Origin of the sequence: Phycicoccus jejuensis (assembly GCF_000720925.1) — a bacterium.
In the GTDB taxonomy this organism is placed as follows: domain Bacteria; phylum Actinomycetota; class Actinomycetes; order Actinomycetales; family Dermatophilaceae; genus Phycicoccus; species Phycicoccus jejuensis.
On the sequence record NZ_JOEE01000001.1, the window covers coordinates 441,048 to 463,917 of the forward strand.

The window sequence follows — 22,870 nt, forward strand, 5'->3', positions numbered from 1 at the left end:
CGTGGGTGCCGTCGAGGGCCGCCTCGCCGAGCTGGGCCTCACCCTCCCCGAGGTCGTGCCGCCGCTCGCGGCGTACGTCCCGGCGGTGCTCGACGGCTCGCGGGTCTACGTCTCGGGGCAGGTGCCGTTCGTCGAGGGCGTGCTGCCCGCGACCGGCCAGGTCGGCGAGCTCGTGGGCCTCGTGACGCCCGAGAAGGCGGCCGAGCTCGCGGCCGTCTGCGCGCTCAACGCCATCGCGGCGATCCGCTCGGTCGTCGGCGACCTCGACCGCGTCGAGCGCATCGTCAAGGTCACCGGCTTCGTCGCCTCCGACCCGTCGTTCACCGGTCAGCCCGGTGTCGTCAACGGCGCGAGCGAGCTGTTCGGCAAGGTCTTCGGCGACGCCGGGGTCCACGCCCGCTCGGCCGTGGGGGTCGCGGCGCTGCCGCTCGGTGCCCCGGTCGAGGTCGAGGTCATCGCCCACGTCCGTGACTGAGCCGACCGTCCTGCGCCGCCCGGTGCGCGACGCCGGCCTGCTCGACCTGGCCCGCGCCTGGGTCGAGGCGGGGTCCGGCGACGGGCCCGAGCCGCGGCCGTCCGCGACGGTGATGCTCGTGCGCGACACCGACGCCGGGCCGGAGGTCTACGTCCAGCGGCGCGTGGCCACGATGGCCTTCGCGCCGTCGATGGTCGTCTTCCCCGGCGGGCGCGTCGACCCCGCCGACGCCGGGCTCGACCCCGCGACCCCCGGGCTCGCCGACCTCGCCGCGCACCTCGGCGTGACGCCGGCGGAGGCCGCGCCCTTCGCGGCGGCCGCCGTCCGCGAGGTCGAGGAGGAGTGCGGCGTGCGGGTCGAGGTCGCGGCGCTGCGCGGCCGCGGCCACTGGGTCACGCCGGCGTTCGAGCCCCGGCGCTACGACACGTGGATCCTCGCCGCCGGCATGCCGGAGGGGCAGGAGGCCCGCGAGACGAGCGGCGAGAGCGACGGCGGCGGCTGGGCCCGCGCGTCGGTCCTGCTGCAGCGCGCCGGGCGGGGCGAGGTGCGGATGATGCCGCCGCAGGTCTGGGCCCTCGAGGCGCTGGAGCGCTTCGACTCCGCGGCCGCGTTCCTCGCCGACCGCCCCGACATCCGCCGCGTCGTGCCGGTGCTCGAGCAGGACCCGGACGGCACGCTCGTCCTCGTCACCTCGCTCTGACCCCGTCCGTCCTCCCCGCGACCTGCGCGGGTCCGCGTGCGACCGCACCCGCAGCAGCGCAGGCCACGGGGAGAAGGCGGGCCTAGGGTGGGCGGATGACCCCGTCGTCATCGTCCCCCGCGCAGCCGCCGGCCTCGGTGCGGGACCCGTGGGACGGGGGAGCGGTGGGCGAGCGGGCGCACTGCGTCCTCGCGCCCAACCCCGGCCCGATGACCCTCGACGGCACGAACACCTGGGTGCTGCTCGAGCCCGGCTCGAGCGAGGCCGTCGTCGTCGACCCCGGGCCGCTCGGTGACGAGCACCTGCGCGCGGTCCTCGACCTCGTGGCCTCCCGCGGGGCGCGCGTCGCGCTGACCGTCCTCACCCACGGCCACCACGACCACGCCCAGGCCGCCCCGCGCTTCGCCGAGCTGTCCGGTGCCCCGACGCGGGCGGTCGGCGCCGGCCACGACGACCTCGGCGACGGGGACGTGCTCGCGGTCGGCGGCCTCGAGCTGCGCGTCGTCGCGACGCCGGGGCACACCGCCGACTCGCTGTCGTTCGCCCTGCCGGCCGACCACGCGCTGCTGACCGGCGACACGGTGCTCGGCCGCGGGACGACCGTGGTCGCGCACCCCGACGGCGAGCTGGACGCGTACCTCGCGTCGCTCGAGCGGATCGCCGCGCTCACCGGGGACGGCGACGTGACGCGCATCCTCCCCGGGCACGGCCCGCTCGTCCCGGACGCCGCGGCGATGGTGGCGTTCTACCGGACGCACCGCGCGCAGCGGCTCGAGCAGGTCCGGCAGGCGCTGCGCGACGGCGCGGCGGCCGAGGCGGACCCGGTCGAGGGCGTGCTGCGGCGCGTCTACGCCGAGGTGTCACCGGACGTGTGGCCGGCCGCGCGGATGTCCATCCGCGCGCAGCTGGACCACCTGGGCATCCCCTGGTGAACCCCACGCGTATCGGGTGACCCGATACGCCTGCGCTTCACCCGGGAACCGTTCCGGGGTGGAGCGCGCCCGTATCGGGTGACCCGATACGCGCGTGACGGGTGGGGCGAGGTCGGGCGGCGCCCCGGTGTGGGGCGAGGGGGTGAGGCGGGTCAGCGGGCGCGGCGGCGCAGGCGCTCGACGTCCATGAGGAGGACGGCGCGCGCCTCGAGGCGCAGCCACCCGCGCGAGGCGAAGTCGGCGAGCGCCTTGTTGACCGTCTCGCGGGAGGCGCCGACGAGCTGCGCGAGCTCCTCCTGGGTGAGGTCGTGCGAGACCATGACACCCTCCTCGACCGGGCGGCCGAAGCGCTTGGCGAGGTCGAGCAGGGCCTTGGCGACGCGGCCGGGGACGTCGGTGAAGACGAGGTCGGCGAGGACGTCGTTGGTGCGGCGCAGCCGGCGGGCCAGCGCGCTGAGCAGGGTGAGCGCGACACCGGGGCGCTCGTGGAGGAAGTCCTTGAGCTGCTCGTGGCCCATCGAGAGCAGCTGGGTCTCGGCGACGGCGGTCGCGGTGGCCGTGCGGGGCCCGGGGTCGAAGAGCGAGAGCTCGCCGAACATCTCGCCGGGGCCGAGGATGGCCAGGAGGTTCTCGCGGCCGTCGGTGCTCGTGCGCCCGAGCTTGATCTTGCCCTCGCCGATGACGTACAGCCGGTCGCCCTGGTCGCCCTCGTGGAAGAGGACGTCGCCGCGCTCGAGCCGCGAGTGGTTCATCTGCGCGATGAGCCCCTCCGCCGCACCGTCGTCGAGGGGGGACAGGAGCGGGGCTTTGCGCACGACGTCGTGGTCCACGTCGCACAGTGTGCCAGAACGGGCAGGTAGAGGGCCGGGTGGTCGCGGCCCCCGGGCAGCGCCCGGACCGGTCGCCACGGGTGGTCTGTCGGGGCCCGGCCCTAGGCTGTCGCCGTGCCCGTCCGCCCCTCGCCCGCCGTCCGCCGCGCGGCCACCGGTGACGAGTCGCCGGTGGCCCGCACCCGCCGTGCCCGCCGCACGTACCGCGCTCTGCTGGACCGGTACCCCTACGCCCACTGCGAGCTCGACTTCGAGACGCCGCTGCAGCTGCTCGTGGCCACCGTCCTCTCCGCGCAGACCACCGACGTCATGGTCAACACGGTGACGCCGACCCTCTTCTCGCGCTGGCCCACCGCCGAGGCGCTCGCGGCGGCCGACCGGGCCGAGATGGAGGCCGTCCTGCGGCCCACCGGCTTCTTCCGGGCCAAGACCAACTCGGTCATCACCCTCGCCCAGGCCGTCGTCGAGAGGTACGGGGGCGAGGTCCCCGGCCGGCTCGAGGACCTCGTGACGCTCCCGGGGGTCGGCCGCAAGACGGCGAACGTCGTGCTGGGCAACGCCTTCGGTGTCCCCGGCATCACCGTCGACACGCACTTCGGCCGCCTCGTCCGGCGGTGGGGCTGGACGCAGGAGACCGACCCGGTCAAGGTCGAGGCCGACGTCGCCGCGATCATCCCGAAGAGCGACTGGACGATGCTCAGCCACGTCGTCATCTTCCACGGCCGGCGCACCTGCTTCGCGCGCAAGCCGGCGTGCGGCGCCTGCCCGGTCACCCGGTGGTGCCCCGCGTACGGCGAGGGCGAGACCGACCCCGAGAAGGCCGCGAAGCTCCTCAAGTTCGAGCTGGCCCCGGGCGCCGTCCTGCCCGACCCGCCACCGGGCCCTCTGCCCGACGACGCCTGACCCTCACCGGCTCTCGAACGCCTCCTTCGTCTTCGCGATGGCGAAGCCCCAGCCCTGCGAGACGGTCGGCTTCGGCGGCACCGCGACCTCGTCGGGGTTGGTGACGACGTCGAGGAGCGTCGGCCCGTCGTGCCCGAGCGCCCATCGCACGGCGTCGTCGAGGTCGGCGGGGTCCTCGACCCGCCGCGCGGTCAGGCCCACCGCCGTGGCCACCGCGGCGAGGTCGGGGTTGTCCAGCTCGGTGCCGAACTCGGGCAGGCCGCCCTGCTCCTGCTCGAGCTTGACCATCCCGAGCCGCCCGTTGTCGAAGACGACGACGGTGACCGGCAGCCGGTAGGTGACGGCCGTGCGCAGGTCGCCGAGCAGCATCATCAGGCCGCCGTCGCCGGCCATCGCGACGACCTGGCGGTCGCGGTCGAGTGCCGACGCGCCGAGGGCCATCGGCACCGCGTTGGCCATCGACCCGAGGTTGAAGGACCCGACGAGGCGGCGGGTGCCGCGCATCGTCACGTGGCGCGCGACCCAGGCCGTCGACATGCCGGTGTCGGCGGTGAGGACGGCGTCGTCGGCGGCGTGCCGGTCGACCGCGGCGGCGACGGCCTCGGGCCGGATCCGGGTGTCCGGGTTGTCGAAGACCGCACGAACCCGGCCGAGCAGGCGCCGGTCGTGGCCCGGGTCGAGCAGCGAGCGCTGCCGCTCGTGCCACTGCTCGTACTCGCGTCGCGCCGCGTCGAGGTGGCCGCGGTCCGTGCGCGGGGCGAGGCGGGGCAGCAGGGCCCGCAGCGTCCCCGCGGCGTCGCCGACGAGCGCGAGGTCGACGGGCACGCGCCGCCCGATGTGCGAGCCGCGCACGTCGAGCTGCACGACGGTCTTCCCGCTCGGGTACCAGTCGCGGTAGGGGAAGTCGCTGCCGACGAGCACGAGGACGTCGCAGGAGTCCATCGCGTGCGCGGCGGCCGGGTTGCCGATGAGCCCGGACTGGCCGACCTCGTAGGGGTTGTCGCGCTCGAGCCCCTCCTTGGCCTTGAGGGTGAGGACCATCGGGGCCGCGAGGCGTTCGGCGAGCTCGAGGACCTCCTCGCGCGCGCCGAGGGCGCCGTGCCCGACGAGCAGCGTGACCTCGGCGTCGCCCGCCAGCAGCTCGGCGACGGCGGCGACCTGCACCTCGGGCGCCGGGGCGGGCACCCCGGCCGGGGCGAAGCGAGGGAGCGGGGTGTCCTGCGGCAGCTCGAGGTCACCGACGTCCCCGGGGATCGTGAGGACCGCGACGCCGCCCTGCGCGAGCGCCGCGTTGACGCCCTGCTCGAGGACGTGCGGCAGCTGCTCGACGGAGGTGAGCGTGCGGGCCCACACCGCGACGTCCGAGAACAGGACGTCGTTGTCGACCTCCTGGAAGAAGTCGGTGCCGATGTCGCCCGACGGCACCTGGCCGCAGATCGCGAGCACCGGCGCGTGCGACTTCTTCGCGTCGTAGAGACCGTTGAGCAGGTGGACCGAGCCCGGCCCGACCGTGCCCATGACGACGCCCAGCGGGGCGCCGAGCTGCGCCTGGGCGCTCGCCGCGAAGGCGCCCACCTCCTCGTGCCGCACGCCCACCCACTCGACCCGCTCCTCCCGGCGGATGGCGTCGGTCAGCGGGTTGAGGGCGTCGCCGACGACACCCCAGACGTGCGTGACGCCGTGCTCGGCGAGGGCGGTGACGATGTGCTCGGCGACGGTGCTCATGGGGGTCCTCCCGGTGGCGGATGGGTGTGGACCGGGCGCCGCGCGGGGCGGTGCCCGGCCCGTCACCGCAGCGCTACCCCGCGCGGCCGCCCGCGACACCGCCGGGCCGGCCGTGCCCGCGCCCGGGCGCTCCCGGCGGACTCCCGGGTCACGCACATCCGGCGTGCCTACGATGACGCCCATGACCTCCGCACCCGTGTGGCTGAGGCGGCTCGCCACCCGGGCGGACGTCGCGGCCCACCCCTGGTTCGCCGAGCACCCGGCGCCCCCGGAGGGTGCCCGGTCCTCGGCGGTCCTCGTGCTCTTCGGCCCCGGCCCCGACGGGCGCACCGACGTCGTCCTCACCGAGCGCGCGCACACGCTGCGCTCGCACCCGGGGCAGGTCTCCTTCCCCGGCGGCCGGATGGACCCCGGTGACGACGGCCCGGTCGGCGCGGCCCTGCGCGAGGCGCAGGAGGAGGTCGGTCTCGAGCCGGCGGGTGTCGAGGTGCTCGCGGCCCTGCCGGCGCTGCACCTGGCACCGAGCGGCAACGCCGTGACCCCGGTCCTGGGCTGGTGGCCGCGCCCGGTGCCGGTCGGGGTCGTCGACACCGCCGAGGTCGCGCGCGTCGACCGCGTGGCGGTCGAGGACCTGCTCGACCCCCGCCACCGCTTCACCACCGTCTTCGGCCCCTATCGGGGCCCCGGGTTCGAGGTCGACGGCCTCTTCGTCTGGGGCTTCACCGCGATGCTCCTCGACACCCTCCTCGACCTCGCCGGCCTGACCCGGCCGTGGGACCACGCCCACGAGCGGGCGCTGCCCGACCGCGTGCGCTCCCCGTGGATGCGCGGGGCCGAGGAGCGCCCCGACCCGCCGGAGACCGAGGACACGCCGTGACCGGCTCGACCGTCCTCGACGTCGTCCTCGCCCTCGTCCTGCTCGCCTACGCCTGGAGCGGCTGGCGCCAGGGGCTGGTCGCCGCCGTCCTCGGGCTCGTCGGGCTGCTCGCCGGGGCCTTCGCCGCGGTCAAGGTCGCCCCGGGGCTGATCGACGGCCGGGGCGGCATCGACCTCGGCAGCCCGGCCGGGACGCTCCTGCTCATCGGGATCGTCCTCGTCGCCGCGACGCTCGGGCAGTGGCTCATGCTCCTGCTCGCCTCGCGGGTCCGCACCGTCATCGGGATGGCCGGGCTGCGGCTCGTCGACAACCTCCTCGGCGCGGTCGCGGTGCTCGTGGCGTCCGTCCTCGTCGTCTGGGTGGTCGCCGGGGCCGCACGCGTCAGCGGCCCGGTGGGCCTGCGCAACGCCATCGCATCCTCGGCTGTCGTGCGCACGGTCGACGTCGTCGTGCCCCGCTCGGCGCAGACGCTCGTCGACGACCTCACCGAGGCCCTCGACCGCGGCGGCTTCCCCCGCGTCTTCGAGGGGCTGGGGCCCGAGCCGATCGCCTCGGTGCAGGCGCCTGACCGCGCGCTCGTCGAGGACGCCGCCGTGTCGCGGGCGCTGCGCTCGGTCGTCCACGTGCGGGCCTCCTCGCCGCGGTGCGGACAGACCCAGGTCGGCTCTGGGTGGGTGCTCTCGCCGGGGGTCGTCGTCACCAACGCGCACGTCGTCGCGGGGGCGCGGACGGTGCGGCTCAGCGTGCGCGGCACCGGCCCGGAGGTGACCGGCCGGGTCGTGCGCTTCGACCCCGACCGCGACGTCGCCGTCGTCGTCACCTCGAAGCTCGACGCGCCCGCGCTGACCCGCGGTGACGCGCTGGGCCGGGGCGACGACGCCGTGCTCGCGGGCTTCCCCGGCGACCACGGCCTCTGGGTCGGGCCGGCCCGGGTCCGCAGTGTCCTCGAGGCGAAGGGCGGCGACATCTACGGCGGCGACGGCACGGTCCGCCAGATCTACTCCCTGCGGGCCGAGGTCCGCCGCGGCGCCTCCGGCGGCCCGATGGTCGACCCCGAGGGCCACGTCGTGGGGATGGTCTTCGCGACCTCGCTCGACGACCCGCAGACCGGGTACGCGATGACGTACTCGGAGCTCGCGCCCGTCGTGCGCGGCTCGTCGGTCGGCGACCCGACGGTCTCGACCGGCCAGTGCCGCGGGGCGGCCTGAGCGGACCGGCCGGCGCTCAGCCCCGGTGCTTGAGCGCGGCCACCGTCTCCTTGCCCTGCGCGATGGCCTTCTCGGGCGCGGGCTTCGCCTTCTGCAGCGCATTCTTGCCGAGGAGGGCGAGCACGCCGGCGACGACGAACATCAGCACCGTGACGATGAGGTAGCCGGCCCACAGGGGCAGCCAGATCGCGAGGACCTGGGCGAGGGTGTGGAAGAGGAAGACCAGCCCGAGCAGGCCGACGAACGCCGCCCCGGCGAGCAGCCCGGCCCCGACGCCGACCTTCTTGGCGCCCTGCGCGACCTCGGCCTTGGCCAGGGCGATCTCGCCCTTGACGATGCCCTGGACGTCGTGCGTCGCGTCGGCGACGAGCTGTCCGATGGTGCGCTCGGTGCTCTCGGGTGCCATGCGTCCTCAGCTCGTGTCGTGGGTCCTGCGGATCGGTACGTGCCGACCTTACCGAGTGCTCGTGGAGCCGGGGCCCGCGTGCTCCTCCTGGAAGCAGTCCGGCACGCCGTCGCCGTCGTCGTCACGGGTCTCCTGCTCGTGGATGCGCCGGTAGACGGCGTTGCGCCGCCGGAGGATGACCGACGCGAGCGCGGCCGCGGTGAGCGACCCGAGGAGGATGCCGAGCTTGACGTGCTCGTCGCGCGCGGACCCGGCCCCGAAGGCGAGCTCGCCGACGAGCAGCGAGACCGTGAACCCGACCCCGGTGAGGATGGCGAGGCCGGCGATGTCGGACCACGCGAGGTCGTCGTCGAGCCGGGCGCGGGTGAACCGGGCCATGAGGTAGGTCGACCCGAGGACGCCGACGAGCTTGCCGACGACGAGGCCGGCGACGACGCCGATGGCCACCGGGTCGCGCAGCGTCTCGCCGAAGCCGCCGCCGAGCACGGCCACGCCGGAGGCGAAGAACGCGAACACGGGCACCGCGACGCCGGCCGACAGCGGGCGGATGCGGTGCTCGAAGCGGTGCGCGACGTCGGCGTCGGCCGGCAGCGTGCTGACCGCGGGCACCCCGCGCTTGCGCGGGCGGACCGGGACGACCAGCCCGAGGAGGACGCCGGCCACGGTGGCGTGGACGCCGGAGGCGTGGACGAAGGCCCAGGTGAGCGCGGCGAGCGGCACGAGCAGCCACCAGGCCGCGATCCGGCGCTGGACGAGGGCCGCGAACGCGGCGAGCGGCACGAGCCCGAGGAGGAGCATCATCGGGTCGAGGTCGGAGGTGTAGAAGACCGCGATGATCGTGATGGCGATGAGGTCGTCGACGACGGCGAGCGTCAGCAGGAACGAGCGCAGCCCGGACGGCAGGTGCGAGCCGATGACGGCGAGCACGGCGAGGGCGAAGGCGATGTCGGTGGCCGTCGGGATGGCCCAGCCCTGCAGCGCGTCCCCCTCGCCCCCCATGAGGGTGACGACGCCGACGAAGACGACGGCGGGGACGGCGACGCCGCAGAACGCGGCGACGACCGGCACGGCCGCCTTGGCGGGCGAGCGGAGGTCGCCGACGAGGAACTCGCGCTTGAGCTCGAGCCCGGCGACGAAGAAGAAGATCGCGAGCAGGCCGTCGGCCGCCCAGTGGCCGAGGCTGAGGCGCAGGTGGAACCAGTCGGTGCCGATCTCGGTGTCGCGCAGCGAGAAGTAGGCGTCGCTCAGGGGGCTGTTGGCGAGGATGATCGCGACGACGGCGGCGCCGAGGAGGACGGCCCCGCCGATGGTCTCGGTGCGCAGGGCGTTGGCGACGAACTGGGTCTCGGCCCAGGTCGAGGGGCGGGAGAGGAGGCGGTGGCCCTCGGGGCGGCGGCCGGGCGGTGCGGAGGTCATCGGGGCGGCTCCTGACGGAGGGGCGGGGGCCGCGGGCGGGCGCGGCGAGGTCGTTGCCGACCAGACTTCCCGGCGCACCGCTCCCGAGTCTACCGGGGCGCGGGCCGCCCTCCCGGTCGGCCACGAGCCGGACGCCTGCCCGTCGAGGCGTGGGCCGCGGAGCCGGATGCGCGACGGGGCGCCACCCGCCGTGGGTGGCGCCCCGTCGGGAGGGTCCGGTGTCAGTCGGAGCCGGAGGACATCCCCTGCTTGATGAGGTTCATCACCGAGCTGTCGGCGAGCGTCGTGACGTCCCCGACCTCGCGGTTCTCGGCGACGTCCTTGAGCAGGCGGCGCATGATCTTGCCTGAGCGCGTCTTCGGCAGCTCCTGGACGATCATCACCTGGCGCGGCTTGGCGATCGGGCCGATCTCCTTCGCCACGTGGTTGCGCAGCTCCTGGACGGTCTCCTCGCCGTGGTCCGTCGCGCCGCCCCGGAGGATGACGAACGCGCACACCGCCTGGCCGGTCGTCTCGTCGGCGGCGCCGACGACCGCGGCCTCCGCGACCGACGGGTGCGACACGAGGGCCGACTCGATCTCGGCGGTCGAGAGGCGGTGGCCGGAGACGTTCATGACGTCGTCGACGCGTCCCAGCAGCCAGATGTTGCCCTTCTCGTCGTACTTGGCGCCGTCGCCGGCGAAGTAGTACTTCGGCCCGAACCGCGACCAGTACGTCTCCTTGTAGCGCTCCGGGTCGCCCCAGATCCCGCGCAGCATCGAGGGCCACGGCTTGGTGAGGACGAGGTAGCCGACCTTCTCGGCCTCGGTGAACGGGTTGCCGTCGTCGTCGAGGATCTCGGCCGAGATGCCCGGGATGGGCCGCTGCGCCGAGCCCGGCTCGAGCGTCGTGACACCGGGCAGGGGGCTGATCATGATCGCGCCGGTCTCGGTCTGCCACCACGTGTCGACGATGGGCGCCCGGTCGCCGCCGACGTGCTTGCGGTACCAGAGCCACGCCTCGGGGTTGATCGGCTCGCCGACGCTGCCCAGGACGCGGATCGAGCTCATGTCGTACTTGGCGGGGATGTCGGTGCCCCACTTCATGAACGTGCGGATCGCGGTCGGCGCCGTGTAGAGGATCGAGACCTTGTACTTCTCGACGATCTCCCACCAGCGGCCCTGGTGCGGGCTGTCGGGGGTGCCCTCGTAGAGCACCTGGGTCGCGCCGTTGGCCAGCGGCCCGTAGACGATGTAGCTGTGGCCGGTGACCCAGCCGACGTCGGCGGTGCACCAGTAGACGTCGGTCTCGGGGTGCAGGTCGTGGACGACGGCGTTCGTGTACGCGGCCTGGGTGAGGTAGCCGCCGGTCGTGTGGAAGATGCCCTTCGGCTTCCCGGTCGTCCCCGAGGTGTAGAGGATGAAGAGCGGGTGCTCGCTGTCGACCGGCGCCGCCTCGTGCGTGTCGGGCTGGCCCTCGACGAGGTCGTGCCACCAGACGTCGCGCTCGTCGTCCCACTCGACCTCGGTGTCGGTGCGCTTGACGACGAGCACCTTCTCGACGGGGGAGGCGTCGTCGCCGTGGTGGATGGCGGCGTCGACGGCGGCCTTGAGCGGCGCCGGCTTGCCGCGGCGCCACTGGCCGTCGGTCGTCACGACGACCTTGGCCTCGGCGTCGGCGATGCGGGTGTGCAGGGCCTCGGCCGAGAAGCCGCCGAAGATGACCGAGTGCGGGGCCCCGAGGCGCGCGCAGGCGAGCATCGTGAAGACGGTCTCGGGGATCATCGGCATGTAGACCGCGACGCGGTCGCCCGTCGAGACGCCGAGCGAGGCCAGCGCGTTGGCGGCCTTGCTCACCTCGCGCTGGAGGTCGGCGTAGGTGATGGTGCGGGTGTCGCCCTGCTCGCCCTCGAAGTGGATGGCGACGCGGTCGCCGTTCCCGGCCTCGACGTGGCGGTCGACGCAGTTGTACGCGACGTTGAGCTCGCCGCCGACGAACCACTTCGCGAAGGGGGCCTCGCTCCAGTCGAGCGTGGTGTCGAAGTCCTTCGCCCAGGTGACCCGCTCGCGCGCCTGCCGCGCCCAGAAGCCCTCGTGGTCGGCCGCGGCCTCGTCGTACATCTCCGCGGTGCCGTTGGCCTGCGCGGTGAACGCCGGGTCGGGGCTCAGGTCCAGCTCGTGCAGGTGGCTCGACAGGCTGTCGTCGGTCACGGGTCCTCCTCGTCGTCGAGTGGCGGGTACGGCCACAGCCAACCCGACGACGGCGACCGAGGCAACCGTCCGTCCGGAGGGACCGGTCCAGCGGGGCGTGCGGCGCGCCGAGCGGGCTCCGGTTGCGGCCCTCCGATGGGCCCGGTAGACCGGACGCGGACGCCGGACCGACCGGCGCCGCGGGGGTCCGGGGGGATCCGGCCCCGGGTCGTGCAGGTCCACCCACCACTGGCTCGACGGACCGGAGGCGTCGCGCGGCCGACCCTCCACGAAGGAGAAGACATGCGCATGTTCTCGAAGGCCTCGGCGGCCGCCGTCGCCGTCGCCGCCGCCGTCGCGACGGTGGGTGGCGCTGCGCCCGCCGGGGCCGCGACCTGCTCGTCGCCGACCGTCGTCTACCACAAGGTGCTCAAGACCGACGGCGGCAAGGCCGTGGGCTACGTCGACCTCGAGTACTCGGTCGCCTGCCACTCCGCGCGGGCCCACGTCCACGAGATCTACGTCTCCCACCCCGGAGCCACCCACGGAGCCGGAGCCGCCATCAAGCGCAACAGCGACGGTGTGACCAAGCGGTGCACCGTGCAGGAGGGCAAGCACGACTGCCGTACCGGGTGGGTCTACGACAAGGGCGTCACGTCGTTCGCCTCGGCCTGGATCGACATGTACCCGATCAGCTACGAGCTGGTGGAGGGGCGGACCAAGAGCTACTGACCAGCGGTCCGACAGGCCCGGGGAGAGCTTCTCCCCGGGCCGCTGTACACTCGTCCGCCGTCGCTGGGTTGGACATCCTGACCAGCGACACGCGGATCCGGGTGACGAAACTGTGCGCTCGTTGCCCAGGACGACGGTCAACGGTTCCGCTCTGTGCGATCGCATGGTTCCGTGGTGGTCCGGCCCACGAGGCCACGACCACTCACGAGGAGGTGAGCGCGGTGTTCGAGGAAGGACAGCTGTACTCGGCCGTGACGACCGAGGACGACGGCACCGTCAGGGTGCACCTGTCGGACAACCACCCCGGGCTGCACGACGAGGCCTACCTGCGGCGCCGGGGCGAGATCGCCGCCGTGTCGCTCGCGCACCGCCCCGGGGACCCCGTCCCGACGGTCGGGTACACCGAGGCCGAGCACGCCGTCTGGCGCACCGTGAGCACCGAGCTCGCGCCCAAGCACGAGCGCTACGCCCACCCGGAGTTCCTCCGCGGCAAGGCCGCCCTCGACCTGCCGGTCGACCACGTGCCGCAGCTGCACGAGGTGACCGAGCGCCTCCTGCCGCTCACGGGCTGGTCCTACACGTGCGCCCCGGGCCTGGTCCCGCTGCGCGACTTCTACCGCGACCTCGGCCGCCGGGTGTTCAGCTCGACGCAGTACCTGCGCCACGACAGCCGGCCGCTCTACACGCCCGAGCCGGACATCCTCCACGAGGTCGTCGGCCACGGGAACCAGCTCGCGAGCCCCCGCTTCGCCGCGGTGACGCAGGCCGCCGGGGAGGCGACGACCCGCCTCGAGACCGACGAGGCCGTCAAGTTCGTCGCCGACGTCTTCTGGTTCTCGATGGAGTTCGGCGTCATGGCCGACGGCGACGAGCTCAAGGCCTACGGCGCCGGCATCCTCAGCAGCTACGGCGAGATGGACGAGTTCCGGTCGATGGACATCCGCCCGCTCGAGCTCGTGGCGATGGGGACGCTCAACTACGACATCACCGCCTACCAGCCGGTGCTGTTCCGGGCCGAGAGCGTCGATCACCTCGAGGACGTCGTCGGGACCTTCTTCGAGACGGTCGACGACGACCTCGCCGCCCGGCTGCGCGCGCAGGCCGCCGCCGCGGTCTGACCTGGACGCGCTCCACCCGTCGAGCGAACAGGACGCGCCGTCAGCCACCCCGGGCCGGCGGCGTGTTCTGTTCGCTCGACAGGGTGCCGGCTCACCAGGCGTGGGCGACGTCGACGACGAGACGGCTCGTGCGGGTCGTGGTGTCCTCGAGGGTGAAGACCCGGAAGGGCAGCCGGGCCCGCACGCCGAGCCCGATCGTCGTGTACCCCTCGAAGGTGCCGGCCCACCGGACCTGGCGGAAGGTCGGGTAGCCCGCGACGGTCGGCATCGCCGGCACGCTGGTGGCGCCCCTCCGGACGACGACCGCCAGGCGCGCCCCGCCGGCGACCGGCACGACGGCCCCCGAGCCCTCGGCGCGCACGCTGCTCACGTAGCGCACGTCGTACCCGGGGGCGACCCCTGTCATGTCCACGACGAGCCGGTCATAGCACGCGTGGTGCCCCGCGCGGACCCCCGTGAGGCGTCCGGTCGCGAGCGGGGCCGAGGTCTTGGGCAGGGACCCCCACGCGGTCGAGCAGGCGCTCGCAGCGGTGGGCAGGGCCGTGGCGGGGGCGGCGGAGACGAGGGCGGGAGCAGCCGCGACGGCGAGCGCCGCGGCGAGGACCGTGACCCTGCCCCGGGCGGTGGCGGAGGAGCGGCGGCGGGTGGGTCGGGTCGTGGACATGACGGCCTCCTTCACCGCCGGTATACACCGGTCGGGACGCGACACGCCAGACCCGGGAGGTGACGCCGCGCGCCAAACACCCCCGGACACGACGCAGCGACCGCGGAGGGCTCTCCAGCCCCGCGGCCGCTGCTGCCGGTGGGTCGGGTCGGGGGAGGCGGTCCCCCGACCCGACCGGTCAGTGGTCGATCGCCTCCCCGACCCCGTGGCCGGTGAGGGAGCGGACCTCCATCTCGGCGTACTTCGCGGCGTTGTGCTCCTTGCTCGTCACCGAGCCGAGCCAGCCGAGGAAGAACGCGAGCGGGATGGAGACCAGGCCCGGGTTGTCGAGCGGGAACCAGTGGAAGTCGATCGCCGTGTTCTGGATCATCGACTGGCTGGGCCCGCCCGGCTCCAGCGGCGGCTTGCCGGAGACGACCGGGCTGAAGATGATCAGGCCGATCGCGCTGATGAGGCCGCCGTAGATGGAGAACAGGGCGCCGCGGGTGTTGAAGCCCTTCCAGAACAGCGAGTAGAGGATCGTCGGCAGGTTGGCCGACGCCGCGACGGCGAAGGCCAGCGCCACGAGGAACGCGATGTTCTGGCTCTTGGCGAAGATGCCGCCGACGATGGCGACGATGCCGATGACGATGGCGGCGATGCGGGCGACCCGCACCTCCTGCTCCTGGCTGCCCGAGCCCCGCTTGAAGACCTCCTTGTAGAGGTCGTGGGCGAAGGTCGCCGAGGTGGTGATGGTCAGGCCGGCGACGACCGCGAGGATCGTCGCGAACGCGACGCCCGAGATGATGCCGAGGAGCACCGAGCCGCCGAGCTCGTAGGCGAGGAGCGGTGCGGCCGCGTTGGCCTTGCCGGGGGCGGCGTTGATGGCCGTCGGGCCGACGAGGGCGGCGGCGCCGTAGCCGACGACGAGGGTCAGCAGGTAGAAGCCGCCGATGAGCCAGATGGCCCACTCGACCGACTTGCGGGCCTGCTTGCTCGTCGGGACCGTGTAGAAGCGCTGGAGCACGTGCGGGAGGCCGGCGGTGCCGAGCACGAGCGCCATCGACAGCGAGATGAAGTCGATCTTCGTCGTGAGGTTCTTGCCGTACTTCAGGCCCGGCTCGAAGAGCTTCTCGCCGGCCTTGGGGGAGTTGTCGGCCGCGGCCTGGAAGAGCGAGCTGATGTTGAACGAGTACTTGCCGAGCACCCAGACCGTGATGACGAAGGTGCCCGCGATGAGCAGGAGCGCCTTGATGATCTGCACCCAGGTCGTGCCCTTCATCCCGCCGATGAGGACGTACGCGATCATGATGATGCCGACGATCGCGATGACGAGGTCCTGCGCGAGCTCGCCCGAGATGCCGAGCAGCAGCGACACGAGGCCGCCGGCGCCGGCCATCTGCGCGAGCAGGTAGAAGAACGACACCGCGATGACCGAGATGGCGGTCGCGATGCGGACCGGGCGCTGCTTGAGGCGGTAGCTGAGGACGTCGGCCATCGTGAAGCGGCCGGTGTTGCGCAGCAGCTCGGCGACGAGCAGGAGCGCGACGAGCCACGCGACGAGGAAGCCGATCGAGTACAGGAAGCCGTCGTAGCCCTGGAGGGCGATGGCGCCGGCGATGCCGAGGAAGGACGCCGCCGACAGGTAGTCGCCGGCGATGGCGATGCCGTTCTGGCGGCCGTTGAAGGCGCCGGCGGCGGTGTAGTACTGCTCGGCCGTCTTCTTGCCCGCGGCGACGCGGATGACGATGACGAGCGTGACGACGACGAAGGCCGCGAAGATGCCGATGTTGAGGGCCGGCGAGCCGACCGTCGTGGCCGCGTCGGCCATCGGGAGGGTGAGCGCCATGGTCAGTGCCCCTTGTCCGCGTCGAGGCGCGCGCCGAGGGCGTCGGCGGCCGGGTCGAACTCACGGGTGGCCCAGCGCGAGTAGATGATCGTGATCGCGAAGGTCGTCACGAACTGGCCGAGGCCGAAGAGCAGGCCGATCGTGATGTTGCCGGCGACCTTGGTGCCCATGAAGCCCGGGGCGAAGATCGACAGCAGGACGTAGAGGAAGTACCAGGCGAGGAAGAACGCCGTCATCGGGAACACGAAGCCCCGGAACTTGCGGCGCAGCTCCTGGAACTCCGACGTGGTCTGCAGGGCGAGGTACGGGTCCTCGGCCTGCGTGCGAGCTTCGTTGCTCACGGTCACCTCCAGGGTCGGGTCCGAGCGGCTCTGCCCGGAACGCCCCAAGGGTGGGCGCCCCGGGGGTGCGCTGGCGAGACCCCGCGCCGGGTCCCTCGGCGGGCGGCGCCGCGCGTCGGTGGGCGGGGCGCCGACCGCGGTGTGCGGTGGGTCACAGTGCGCCGAACGGGCCGCGTGGTGCGACGAGCGGTCGCCCCGGCATGATGGGCGCCGTGCGTGCGCTGAGGAAGGTCTCCGCCGGTCCGGGGCTGTCGCTGGTCGACGTGCCGGAGCCCGAGTGCGGCCCGAAGGACGTCAAGATCCGGGTGCTGCGGGCGGGCCTGTGCGGCACCGACCTCCACCTCGAGCAGTGGGACGAGTGGGCCGCCGCGACCGTGCGGGCGCCGATGACCCTCGGGCACGAGTTCTTCGGGGAGGTCGTCGAGGTCGGCGCCGACGTCGACCACGTGGCCGTCGGCGACCGTGTCTCCGGCGAGGGGCACCTCGTCTGCGGCACGTGCCGCAACTGCCGCGCCGGCCGCCGGCACCTGTGCATCAACACCGTCGGTGTCGGGGTCAACCGCGACGGCGCGTTCGCCGACTACGTGGTCATCCCCGCGACGAACGCCTGGGTGCAGCCGGCCGACCTCGACCCCGACCTCGGTGCGCTCTTCGACCCGCTCGGCAACGCCGTCCACACGGCGCTGCAGTGGCCGGTCGTCGGCGAGGACGTCGTCGTCACCGGGGCCGGCCCGATCGGCGTGATGGCCACCGCCGTCGCCCGGCACGCCGGCGCGCGGCGCATCGTCGTCACGGACCTGTCCGACGAGCGGCTCGCGCTCGCCGAGGCCGCCGGCGCCGACCTCGGGGTCAACGTCGGCCGCGGCGGGTCGCTGCGCGCGGCGCAGGCGGAGCTGGGGATGCTCGAGGGCTTCGACATCGGGCTGGAGATGTCCGGGTCGCCGGTGGCCGTCGAGGAGATGCTCGACAACATGAACCACGGCGGCAAGGTCGCGCTGCTCGGGCTGCCGAAGGACCGCTACGCCATCGACTGGGGCCGGGTCATCACGCACATGATCACGCTGCGCGGGATCTACGGCCGCGAGATGTTCGAGACCTGGTACCTCATGGGCTCGATGCTCGCGACGTCGGAGCGGCTGCGCTCGGCGGTGTCGTCCGTCGTCACCGGCCGGCACGCCGCCGAGGACTGGGAGGCCGCCTTCGCCGAGACCCGCTCGGGCACCGGCGGCAAGGTCGTCCTCGACTGGTCCTGACGCCGGCGGGCCTAGGCTGGATCGGTCGGCCACCCCGACGCCCGCCCCGACCCCGACTCGTGAGGAGCCACCCGTGTACGGCGCTGTCAAGGACCAGCTGCAGGCGACGCTGCAGGAGATCGAGGACGCCGGGCTCACCAAGCGCGAGCGCGAGATCACGACGCCGCAGTCGGCGCACGTCGGGACGACCGCGGGGGAGTCGCTCAACTTCTGCGCCAACAACTACCTCGGCCTGGCCGACCACGAGGCCGTCGTCGGCGCCTCCAAGGCCGCCCTCGACACGTGGGGCTTCGGGATGGCCTCGGTCCGCTTCATCTGCGGCACCCAGACGCAGCACACCGAGCTCGAGCGCCGCCTCTCGGAGTTCCTCGGCACCGAGGCGACGATCCTCTACAGCTCATGCTTCGACGCCAACGGCGGTGTCTTCGAGGTGCTCTTCGGCGCCGAGGACGCGATCGTCTCCGACGAGCTCAACCACGCCTCGATCATCGACGGCGTGCGCCTGTCGAAGGCCGCTCGCTACCGCTACAAGAACGCCGACATGGCCGACCTGCGCGCCCAGCTCGTCGCCGCGCGCGAGGCCGGCGCCCGCCGCGTGTGCGTCGTCACCGACGGCGTCTTCTCGATGGACGGCTCGTACGCGCCGCTCGACGAGATCTGCGACCTCGCCGAGGAGTTCGAGGCGATGGTCCTCGTCGACGACAGCCACGCCGTGGGCTTCGTCGGGCAGCACGGCGGCGGCACCCCCGAGCTGTTCGGCGTGCGCGACCGCGTCGACATCCTCACGGGCACGCTCGGCAAGGCCCTCGGCGGCGCGTCCGGCGGCTACGTCGCGAGCCACCGCGAGGTCGTCGAGCTGCTGCGCCAGCGCTCGCGCCCGTACCTGTTCTCCAACTCCGTCGCGCCGGCGGTCGTCGCGGGCTCGCTCGCCGCGCTGGACCTCGTGGCCTCGTCCGACGACGCGCGGGAGACGCTGCGGCGCAACGCAGCCCTCTTCCGTGAGCTGATGGTCGAGGCCGGTTTCGACCTCCTGCCGGGCAGCCACCCGATCGTCCCCGTGATGTTCCCCGGCGACGACGGCGCGCGCCAGGCCACCCAGATCGCCGACCACATGCTCGCGAACGGCGTGTACGTCATCGCGTTCAGCTTCCCGGTCGTCCCGCGGGGCAAGGCGCGCATCCGCGTCCAGCTCTCGGCGGCGCACTCGGAGGCCGACGTGCGGCGCTGCGTGGAGGCCTTCGTGGCCGGCCGCGACGCCGTCGCCTGACCGCTCGGCCGGCTCCACCTCCCGCGAACGCGTGTGAAACCGCCGGTGGTCCCCGGCGATTTCACACACGTTCGCGGTGGGGTCCGCGGTGGGTCAGTCGCGGACGCGGCTGCGCGCCAACCGGACCCGCTCGGGCGTGTGCAGCCGCACGAGCACACGCGTCGTCGAGGCCGGGACGCGCCCGGGCGTCGCGTACGACACGAGCACGGCCGTCGCGAAGGCCAGCGGCACCGCCCACAGGGCCGGGTTCGCGAGCAGCGCGGCGGGCCACCCGCCGAGGTGGCTCGTCGTCATCGTCAGCGCGAGCGCCGCGACGGTGGCGCCGCCGCCGACGAGCAGCCCGGCCAGCGCGCCGGTCGTCGACAGCCGCCGCCACCAGACCCCGAGCATGATGAGCGGGGCGAAGGTCGCGGCGGCCACGGCGAACGCGAGCCCGACCGTCGTCGCGACACCGAGCGGCTCGGCCACCCGGCTGACGACGTAGGGGACGACCACGCCGACGACGGCGGCGAACCGGAAGCCACGGACGCCGGGGGCGTCGCCGCCGGTGAACCGCGCGAGCCGGGGGCGCAGCAGCTCCTGGTCGATGACGCCGGTCACCGACATCGCGAGGCCGGAGGCCGTCGACAGGAACGCCGCGAAGGCGCCACCGGCGAGCATCGCGGTGAGGAGGTCGCCGCCGAGGCCGCCGACGAGCTCTCCGGGCAGCCGGAGCACGACCGAGTCCGAGCGCATCCCGTCCGGCAGCGAGGGGAAGGCGACCCGGCCGAGCATCCCGTAGACCGGGGGGATGAGGTAGAAGGTGCCGAGCAGGGCGATGACCGTGACGGTCGTGCGGCGCGCGCCGACACCGTCGGGGTTGGTGTAGTAGCGGACGAGCACGTGCGGCAGGCCCATCGTCCCGAGGCAGAGCGCGAGGACGGTCGAGGCGTTGCGGTAGACCGGGTGGTCCTCGGGGCCGGACGGCGTGAGGGGGATGCTCCACTCCGGCGGGACGACCGGCGCGGGGTGGCCGTCGCGGAACCACAGGAGCAGCAGGACGAACGCCGGCACCGCGAGCGCGGTCAGCTTGACCCAGTACTGCACGGCCTGGACGAAGGTGATCGAGCGCATCCCGCCGGCGCCGACGGCCGCGGCGATGACGACCATGACGACGAGCCCGCCGACCCACTCGGGGGCGCCGGTGACGAGGGTGAGCGTCAGGCTCGCGCCCTGGAACTGCGGCACGAGGTAGAGCCACCCGATGGCGAGCACGAGGACGGACGAGACGCGGCGGATCGCCTTGGACCCCAGCCGCGCCTCGGCGAAGTCGGGCAGCGTGTACGCACCGGAGCGGCGCATCGGGGCGGCGACCATCACGAGGAGCACGAGGTAGCCGAGCGTGTACCCGACCGGCAGCCAGAGCAGGTCGACCCCGCCCCCGTAGACGAGGCCGGCGACGCCGAGGAAGCTCGCCGCCGACAGGTACTCGCCGCCGATGGCCGAGGCGTTGAGGCGCGGCGACACGGTGCGGCCCGCGACGTAGAAGTCGCTCGTGCGGCGCGAGAGGCGCAGCCCGAGGCCGCCGACGGCGAGGGTCGTCAGGCACACCGCGACGACCGCGGCGAGCGACAGCGGCTGGCTCACGGGTCCTCGACGACGTCGACGAAGTCCGACTCGACGCGCTCGCTCTGCCGGGTGTACCAACGGGCCAGCACCCAGGCCGCCGGGTAGACGGCCACGCCGAGCACGAGCCACGCGAAGGGGACCCCGACCACGGTCACCCCCCGGGTCGCGGGCACGAGCAGGAGGACGACGGGGAGGGCGGTCAGCCCCGCGACCGTGATCGCGAGGACGGCCAGCGAGAGGCGCAGCTGCGCCCGCATCAGGCCCTCGAGGTAGACGTCGCCGAGCTCGGTCTGCTCGTCGATGTCGCGGGCCGGCGGACGCGGGCGCAGCGGGGCGGCGCCGCGGCGCGAGCTCGTGACCCGCACCCGCGGCGGGGGCTGCGCGGGCGTGCTCACCGGTCAGTCCCCGGCGTGGCGCTCGCCGAGCGGGCGGCGCAGGAGGGTGTCGCGCAGCTCCTTGGTGTGGCGGCGGCTGACCTGCAGCTCGACGCGACCGACGAGCACCGAGCAGCGGCCGTGGTCCATCCGGACCTCGGAGACGTGGGGGAGCGCGACGAGGGTGCTGCGGTGGATGCGGACGAACCCGAAGTCCGCCCACTTCTCCTCGAGCAGGCTGAGCGGCACGCGGACGAGGTGGCTGCCGGCCTCGGTGTGCAGGCGGGCGTAGTCGCCGTGCGCCTGGGCGTAGCGGATCTGGCTGCGCGTGATGAAGCGGGTGACGCCGCCGAGCTCGACGGGGATGGTCTCGTCCTCGACCGCCGGCGCGGCGGGCGGTGCGTCGGCCGGGGGGCGGGCGCTGCCGCGCTCGCGCTGCTCGACGACGCGGCGGACGGCCTCGGCGATGCGCTGCTCGCGGACCGGCTTCATGACGTAGTCGGTGACGTCGAGCGCGAAGGCGTCGACGGCGTGCCGCTCGTGCGCGGTGACGAACACGACCTGCGGCCGCTCGCTGAACCGGCTGATGACCCGCGCGAGGGCCATCCCGTCCAGGCCGGGCATCGAGATGTCGCTGAAGACGACGTCGACGTCGCGGGCGTCGAGCACCTGGAGCGCCTCGGTGCCGCTGCTCGCGGTGATGACCTCGGCGACGCGCTCGTCGCGCTCGAGGAGGTACCCGAGCTCGGACAGCGCGGGGAGCTCGTCGTCGACGACGAGCACCACCAGCCCCCGCTCCGCGGACATGCCGGGCAGCCTAGGCCACCGGTCAGGATTGTGCGTGGACCCCGGGTGCGAACTTCGGCACACGGAAGCTGACCCGCGTCCCGGCCCCCGGGGCGGTCTCGACGACGAGCCCGAACTCGTCGCCGTAGACCTGCCGCAGCCGCGCGTCGACGTTGCCGAGGCCCACCGAGTCGGTGGCCCGGGCGCCGTCGAGGATGGTCCGGACGTGCTCGGGGTCGGTGCCGACGCCGTCGTCCTCGATGGCGATCTCGGCCTCGGTGCCGAGGTCGGTCGCGGTGATGCTCACGTGCCCCGGCCCCTCCTTCGTCGCGAGCCCGTGGCGGACCGCGTTCTCCACGAGCGGCTGCACCGCGAGGTAGGGGACGGTGACGGTGAGCACCTCCGGCGCGACGAGGAGCGACACCTGGAGCCGGTCGCCGAAGCGGGCCTGCTCGAGGACGAGGTAGCGCTCGACGTTGCGCAGCTCCTCGGCGAGCGTCGTGAACGTGCCGCCGGTGCGCAGCGCGTACCGGGTGAAGTCGGCGAAGTCGAGCAGCAGCTCGCGGGCGCGGTCGGGGTCGGTGCGCACGAACGAGGCGATCGCGGCGAGGCTGTTGTAGATGAAGTGCGGGCTGATCTGCGCCCGCAGCGCCCGCAGCTCGGCCTCGACGACCTGCCCGCGGGTGCGCGCGAGCTCGGCGAGGGCGAGCTGGCTCGAGACCCACGCGGCGACCTCCTGGGTCGCGCGGGTCAGGCCGGGGGAGGAGTACGCGGTCCACGCCGTGAGGGTGCCGACGACGAGGTCGTCCGAGACGAGCGGCGCCGTGACGGCCATCCGCACCGGGCAGTCGGGGTCGGAGCAGCCGACGGTGTCGGGGCCGTGCGCGACGGTGCGGCCGGTCTCGAGGGTCTGCTCGCCGAGGGGCACGGCGAGGTCGCGGTGGTGCTCGCCGGTGCCGGTCCACGACAGCACGCTGCCGGGGGTCGCGAGCGACACGGCGTGGGCGCCGAGGATGGACAGGAGGTGGCGCCCGGCGCGCTCGGCCGACTCGGGGGTGAGGCCGTCCGCGAGGTGGCGCGAGGCGAGCGAGGCGGTGTGCAGCGTGGCGTACGTCGCGCGGTCGGTCTCGGAGATGAAGCCGCGCCGCCGGCTGCGCCGCAGGAGCGCGACACCGAGCCAGAGCAGCAGCATCGTCCCGGCGACGAGCACCGCCGTCGGCCAGTGGATGCTGCCCGTCATGGGCACACCCTAGGCTCGC

22 protein-coding genes are annotated in these 22,870 nt (G+C 73.9%); 10 read left to right on the forward strand and 12 right to left on the reverse strand.

The genetic code is table 11. From position 1 onward, the window contains the following. Position 1 precedes the first annotated feature (1 nt). The 3 genes from IG69_RS0102090 (at position 2) to IG69_RS0102100 (ending at position 2,107) form a co-directional block, all read left to right on the forward strand. Positions 2-475 carry a RidA family protein gene (locus tag IG69_RS0102090; RefSeq protein ID WP_030526528.1) on the forward strand — a complete coding sequence of 158 codons (474 nt, stop codon included), beginning with the start codon at positions 2-4 and terminating at the stop codon, positions 473-475. Beyond that, positions 468-1,175, forward strand: coding sequence for an NUDIX hydrolase (locus IG69_RS20780; RefSeq protein ID WP_051750048.1), 708 nt, complete (start codon positions 468-470; stop codon positions 1,173-1,175). Before IG69_RS0102090 ends, IG69_RS20780 begins: the two co-directional genes overlap by 8 nt. Before the next feature lie 95 nt (positions 1,176-1,270). Beyond that, on the forward strand, positions 1,271-2,107 hold the full coding sequence (locus tag IG69_RS0102100) for an MBL fold metallo-hydrolase (protein WP_030526530.1): 837 nt from the start codon (positions 1,271-1,273) through the stop codon (positions 2,105-2,107). A 152-nt stretch (positions 2,108-2,259) separates the two neighbouring features. Here the strand turns inward: IG69_RS0102100 and IG69_RS0102105 are convergent, their stop codons facing one another. After that, positions 2,260-2,937 carry a Crp/Fnr family transcriptional regulator gene (locus IG69_RS0102105; protein ID WP_030526531.1) on the reverse strand — a complete coding sequence of 226 codons (678 nt, stop codon included), beginning with the start codon at positions 2,935-2,937 and terminating at the stop codon, positions 2,260-2,262. 114 nt (positions 2,938-3,051) lie between these two features. Here IG69_RS0102105 and nth point away from each other — a divergent pair, with 114 nt between their 5' ends. Beyond that, positions 3,052-3,840, forward strand: coding sequence for an endonuclease III (gene nth / locus IG69_RS0102110; protein ID WP_030526532.1), 789 nt, complete (start codon positions 3,052-3,054; stop codon positions 3,838-3,840). Positions 3,841-3,843: 3 nt separating this feature from the next. Here the strand turns inward: nth and IG69_RS0102115 are convergent, their stop codons facing one another. Continuing rightward, complete coding sequence (locus tag IG69_RS0102115) at positions 3,844-5,565, reverse strand: thiamine pyrophosphate-dependent enzyme (RefSeq protein WP_030526533.1); 1,722 nt, start codon at positions 5,563-5,565, stop codon at positions 3,844-3,846. Positions 5,566-5,746: 181 nt separating this feature from the next. On the opposite strand from IG69_RS0102115, the gene IG69_RS0102120 reads away from it, so the two are divergent. Both IG69_RS0102120 and IG69_RS0102125 read left to right on the forward strand, forming a co-directional pair. Next, positions 5,747-6,442 carry an NUDIX hydrolase gene (locus IG69_RS0102120; RefSeq protein ID WP_425414790.1) on the forward strand — a complete coding sequence of 232 codons (696 nt, stop codon included), beginning with the start codon at positions 5,747-5,749 and terminating at the stop codon, positions 6,440-6,442. Then, complete coding sequence (locus IG69_RS0102125) at positions 6,439-7,650, forward strand: MarP family serine protease (protein WP_030526535.1); 1,212 nt, start codon at positions 6,439-6,441, stop codon at positions 7,648-7,650. The genes IG69_RS0102120 and IG69_RS0102125 overlap by 4 nt, the downstream gene beginning before the upstream one ends. A gap of 16 nt (positions 7,651-7,666) precedes the next feature. On the opposite strand, the gene IG69_RS0102130 is transcribed toward IG69_RS0102125, so the two are convergent. The 3 genes from IG69_RS0102130 to acs all read right to left on the reverse strand — a co-directional run bounded on the left by IG69_RS0102130 (position 7,667) and on the right by acs (position 11,661). Then, positions 7,667-8,056, reverse strand: a complete 390-nt coding sequence (locus IG69_RS0102130) for a phage holin family protein (protein ID WP_030526536.1) — start codon at positions 8,054-8,056, stop codon at positions 7,667-7,669. A gap of 48 nt (positions 8,057-8,104) precedes the next feature. After that, positions 8,105-9,472, reverse strand: a complete 1,368-nt coding sequence (gene nhaA, locus IG69_RS0102135; protein WP_030526537.1) for a Na+/H+ antiporter NhaA — start codon at positions 9,470-9,472, stop codon at positions 8,105-8,107. Positions 9,473-9,693: 221 nt separating this feature from the next. Beyond that, a complete protein-coding gene (gene acs / locus IG69_RS0102140) occupies positions 9,694-11,661 on the reverse strand; it encodes an acetate--CoA ligase (protein ID WP_030526538.1) in 1,968 nt (655 codons plus the stop codon). Positions 11,662-11,943: 282 nt separating this feature from the next. Here acs and IG69_RS0102145 point away from each other — a divergent pair, with 282 nt between their 5' ends. Further along, complete coding sequence (locus tag IG69_RS0102145; protein ID WP_030526539.1) at positions 11,944-12,372, forward strand: hypothetical protein; 429 nt, start codon at positions 11,944-11,946, stop codon at positions 12,370-12,372. A 212-nt stretch (positions 12,373-12,584) separates the two neighbouring features. After that, entirely contained in the window at positions 12,585-13,490 is a 906-nt protein-coding gene (locus tag IG69_RS0102150; protein WP_245616057.1) for a phenylalanine 4-monooxygenase, read from the forward strand. A 91-nt stretch (positions 13,491-13,581) separates the two neighbouring features. On the opposite strand, the gene IG69_RS0102155 is transcribed toward IG69_RS0102150, so the two are convergent. The 3 genes from IG69_RS0102155 to IG69_RS0102165 all read right to left on the reverse strand — a co-directional run bounded on the left by IG69_RS0102155 (position 13,582) and on the right by IG69_RS0102165 (position 16,323). Continuing rightward, a complete protein-coding gene (locus IG69_RS0102155) occupies positions 13,582-14,154 on the reverse strand; it encodes an AMIN-like domain-containing (lipo)protein (protein ID WP_030526541.1) in 573 nt (190 codons plus the stop codon). A gap of 178 nt (positions 14,155-14,332) precedes the next feature. Beyond that, positions 14,333-15,982, reverse strand: a complete 1,650-nt coding sequence (locus tag IG69_RS0102160; RefSeq protein ID WP_051750052.1) for a solute symporter family protein — start codon at positions 15,980-15,982, stop codon at positions 14,333-14,335. Between the two features lie 2 nt (positions 15,983-15,984). Next, the gene (locus IG69_RS0102165) at positions 15,985-16,323 is read right to left on the reverse strand and encodes a DUF485 domain-containing protein (protein WP_030526543.1); all 339 of its coding nucleotides are present in this window, start codon (positions 16,321-16,323) and stop codon (positions 15,985-15,987) included. Between the two features lie 212 nt (positions 16,324-16,535). Here IG69_RS0102165 and tdh point away from each other — a divergent pair, with 212 nt between their 5' ends. Further along, positions 16,536-17,576 carry an L-threonine 3-dehydrogenase gene (tdh, locus tag IG69_RS0102170; protein ID WP_030526544.1) on the forward strand — a complete coding sequence of 347 codons (1,041 nt, stop codon included), beginning with the start codon at positions 16,536-16,538 and terminating at the stop codon, positions 17,574-17,576. A gap of 73 nt (positions 17,577-17,649) precedes the next feature. Continuing rightward, complete coding sequence (locus IG69_RS0102175) at positions 17,650-18,843, forward strand: glycine C-acetyltransferase (protein ID WP_030526545.1); 1,194 nt, start codon at positions 17,650-17,652, stop codon at positions 18,841-18,843. Between the two features lie 93 nt (positions 18,844-18,936). On the opposite strand, the gene IG69_RS0102180 is transcribed toward IG69_RS0102175, so the two are convergent. From IG69_RS0102180 to IG69_RS0102195, 4 genes are read right to left on the reverse strand one after another with little or no spacing between them, the layout of a single operon-like run. Then, complete coding sequence (locus IG69_RS0102180) at positions 18,937-20,469, reverse strand: sodium/solute symporter (protein ID WP_030526546.1); 1,533 nt, start codon at positions 20,467-20,469, stop codon at positions 18,937-18,939. After that, positions 20,466-20,846 carry a DUF485 domain-containing protein gene (locus IG69_RS0102185; RefSeq protein ID WP_030526547.1) on the reverse strand — a complete coding sequence of 127 codons (381 nt, stop codon included), beginning with the start codon at positions 20,844-20,846 and terminating at the stop codon, positions 20,466-20,468. The genes IG69_RS0102180 and IG69_RS0102185 overlap by 4 nt, the downstream gene beginning before the upstream one ends. Positions 20,847-20,849: 3 nt before the next feature. Further along, positions 20,850-21,632, reverse strand: a complete 783-nt coding sequence (locus IG69_RS0102190; RefSeq protein WP_030526548.1) for a LytR/AlgR family response regulator transcription factor — start codon at positions 21,630-21,632, stop codon at positions 20,850-20,852. A gap of 22 nt (positions 21,633-21,654) precedes the next feature. After that, positions 21,655-22,851: a sensor histidine kinase gene (locus tag IG69_RS0102195; protein WP_030526549.1), complete on the reverse strand. Its 1,197-nt coding sequence runs from the start codon at positions 22,849-22,851 to the stop codon at positions 21,655-21,657. Positions 22,852-22,870: the final 19 nt, after the last annotated feature.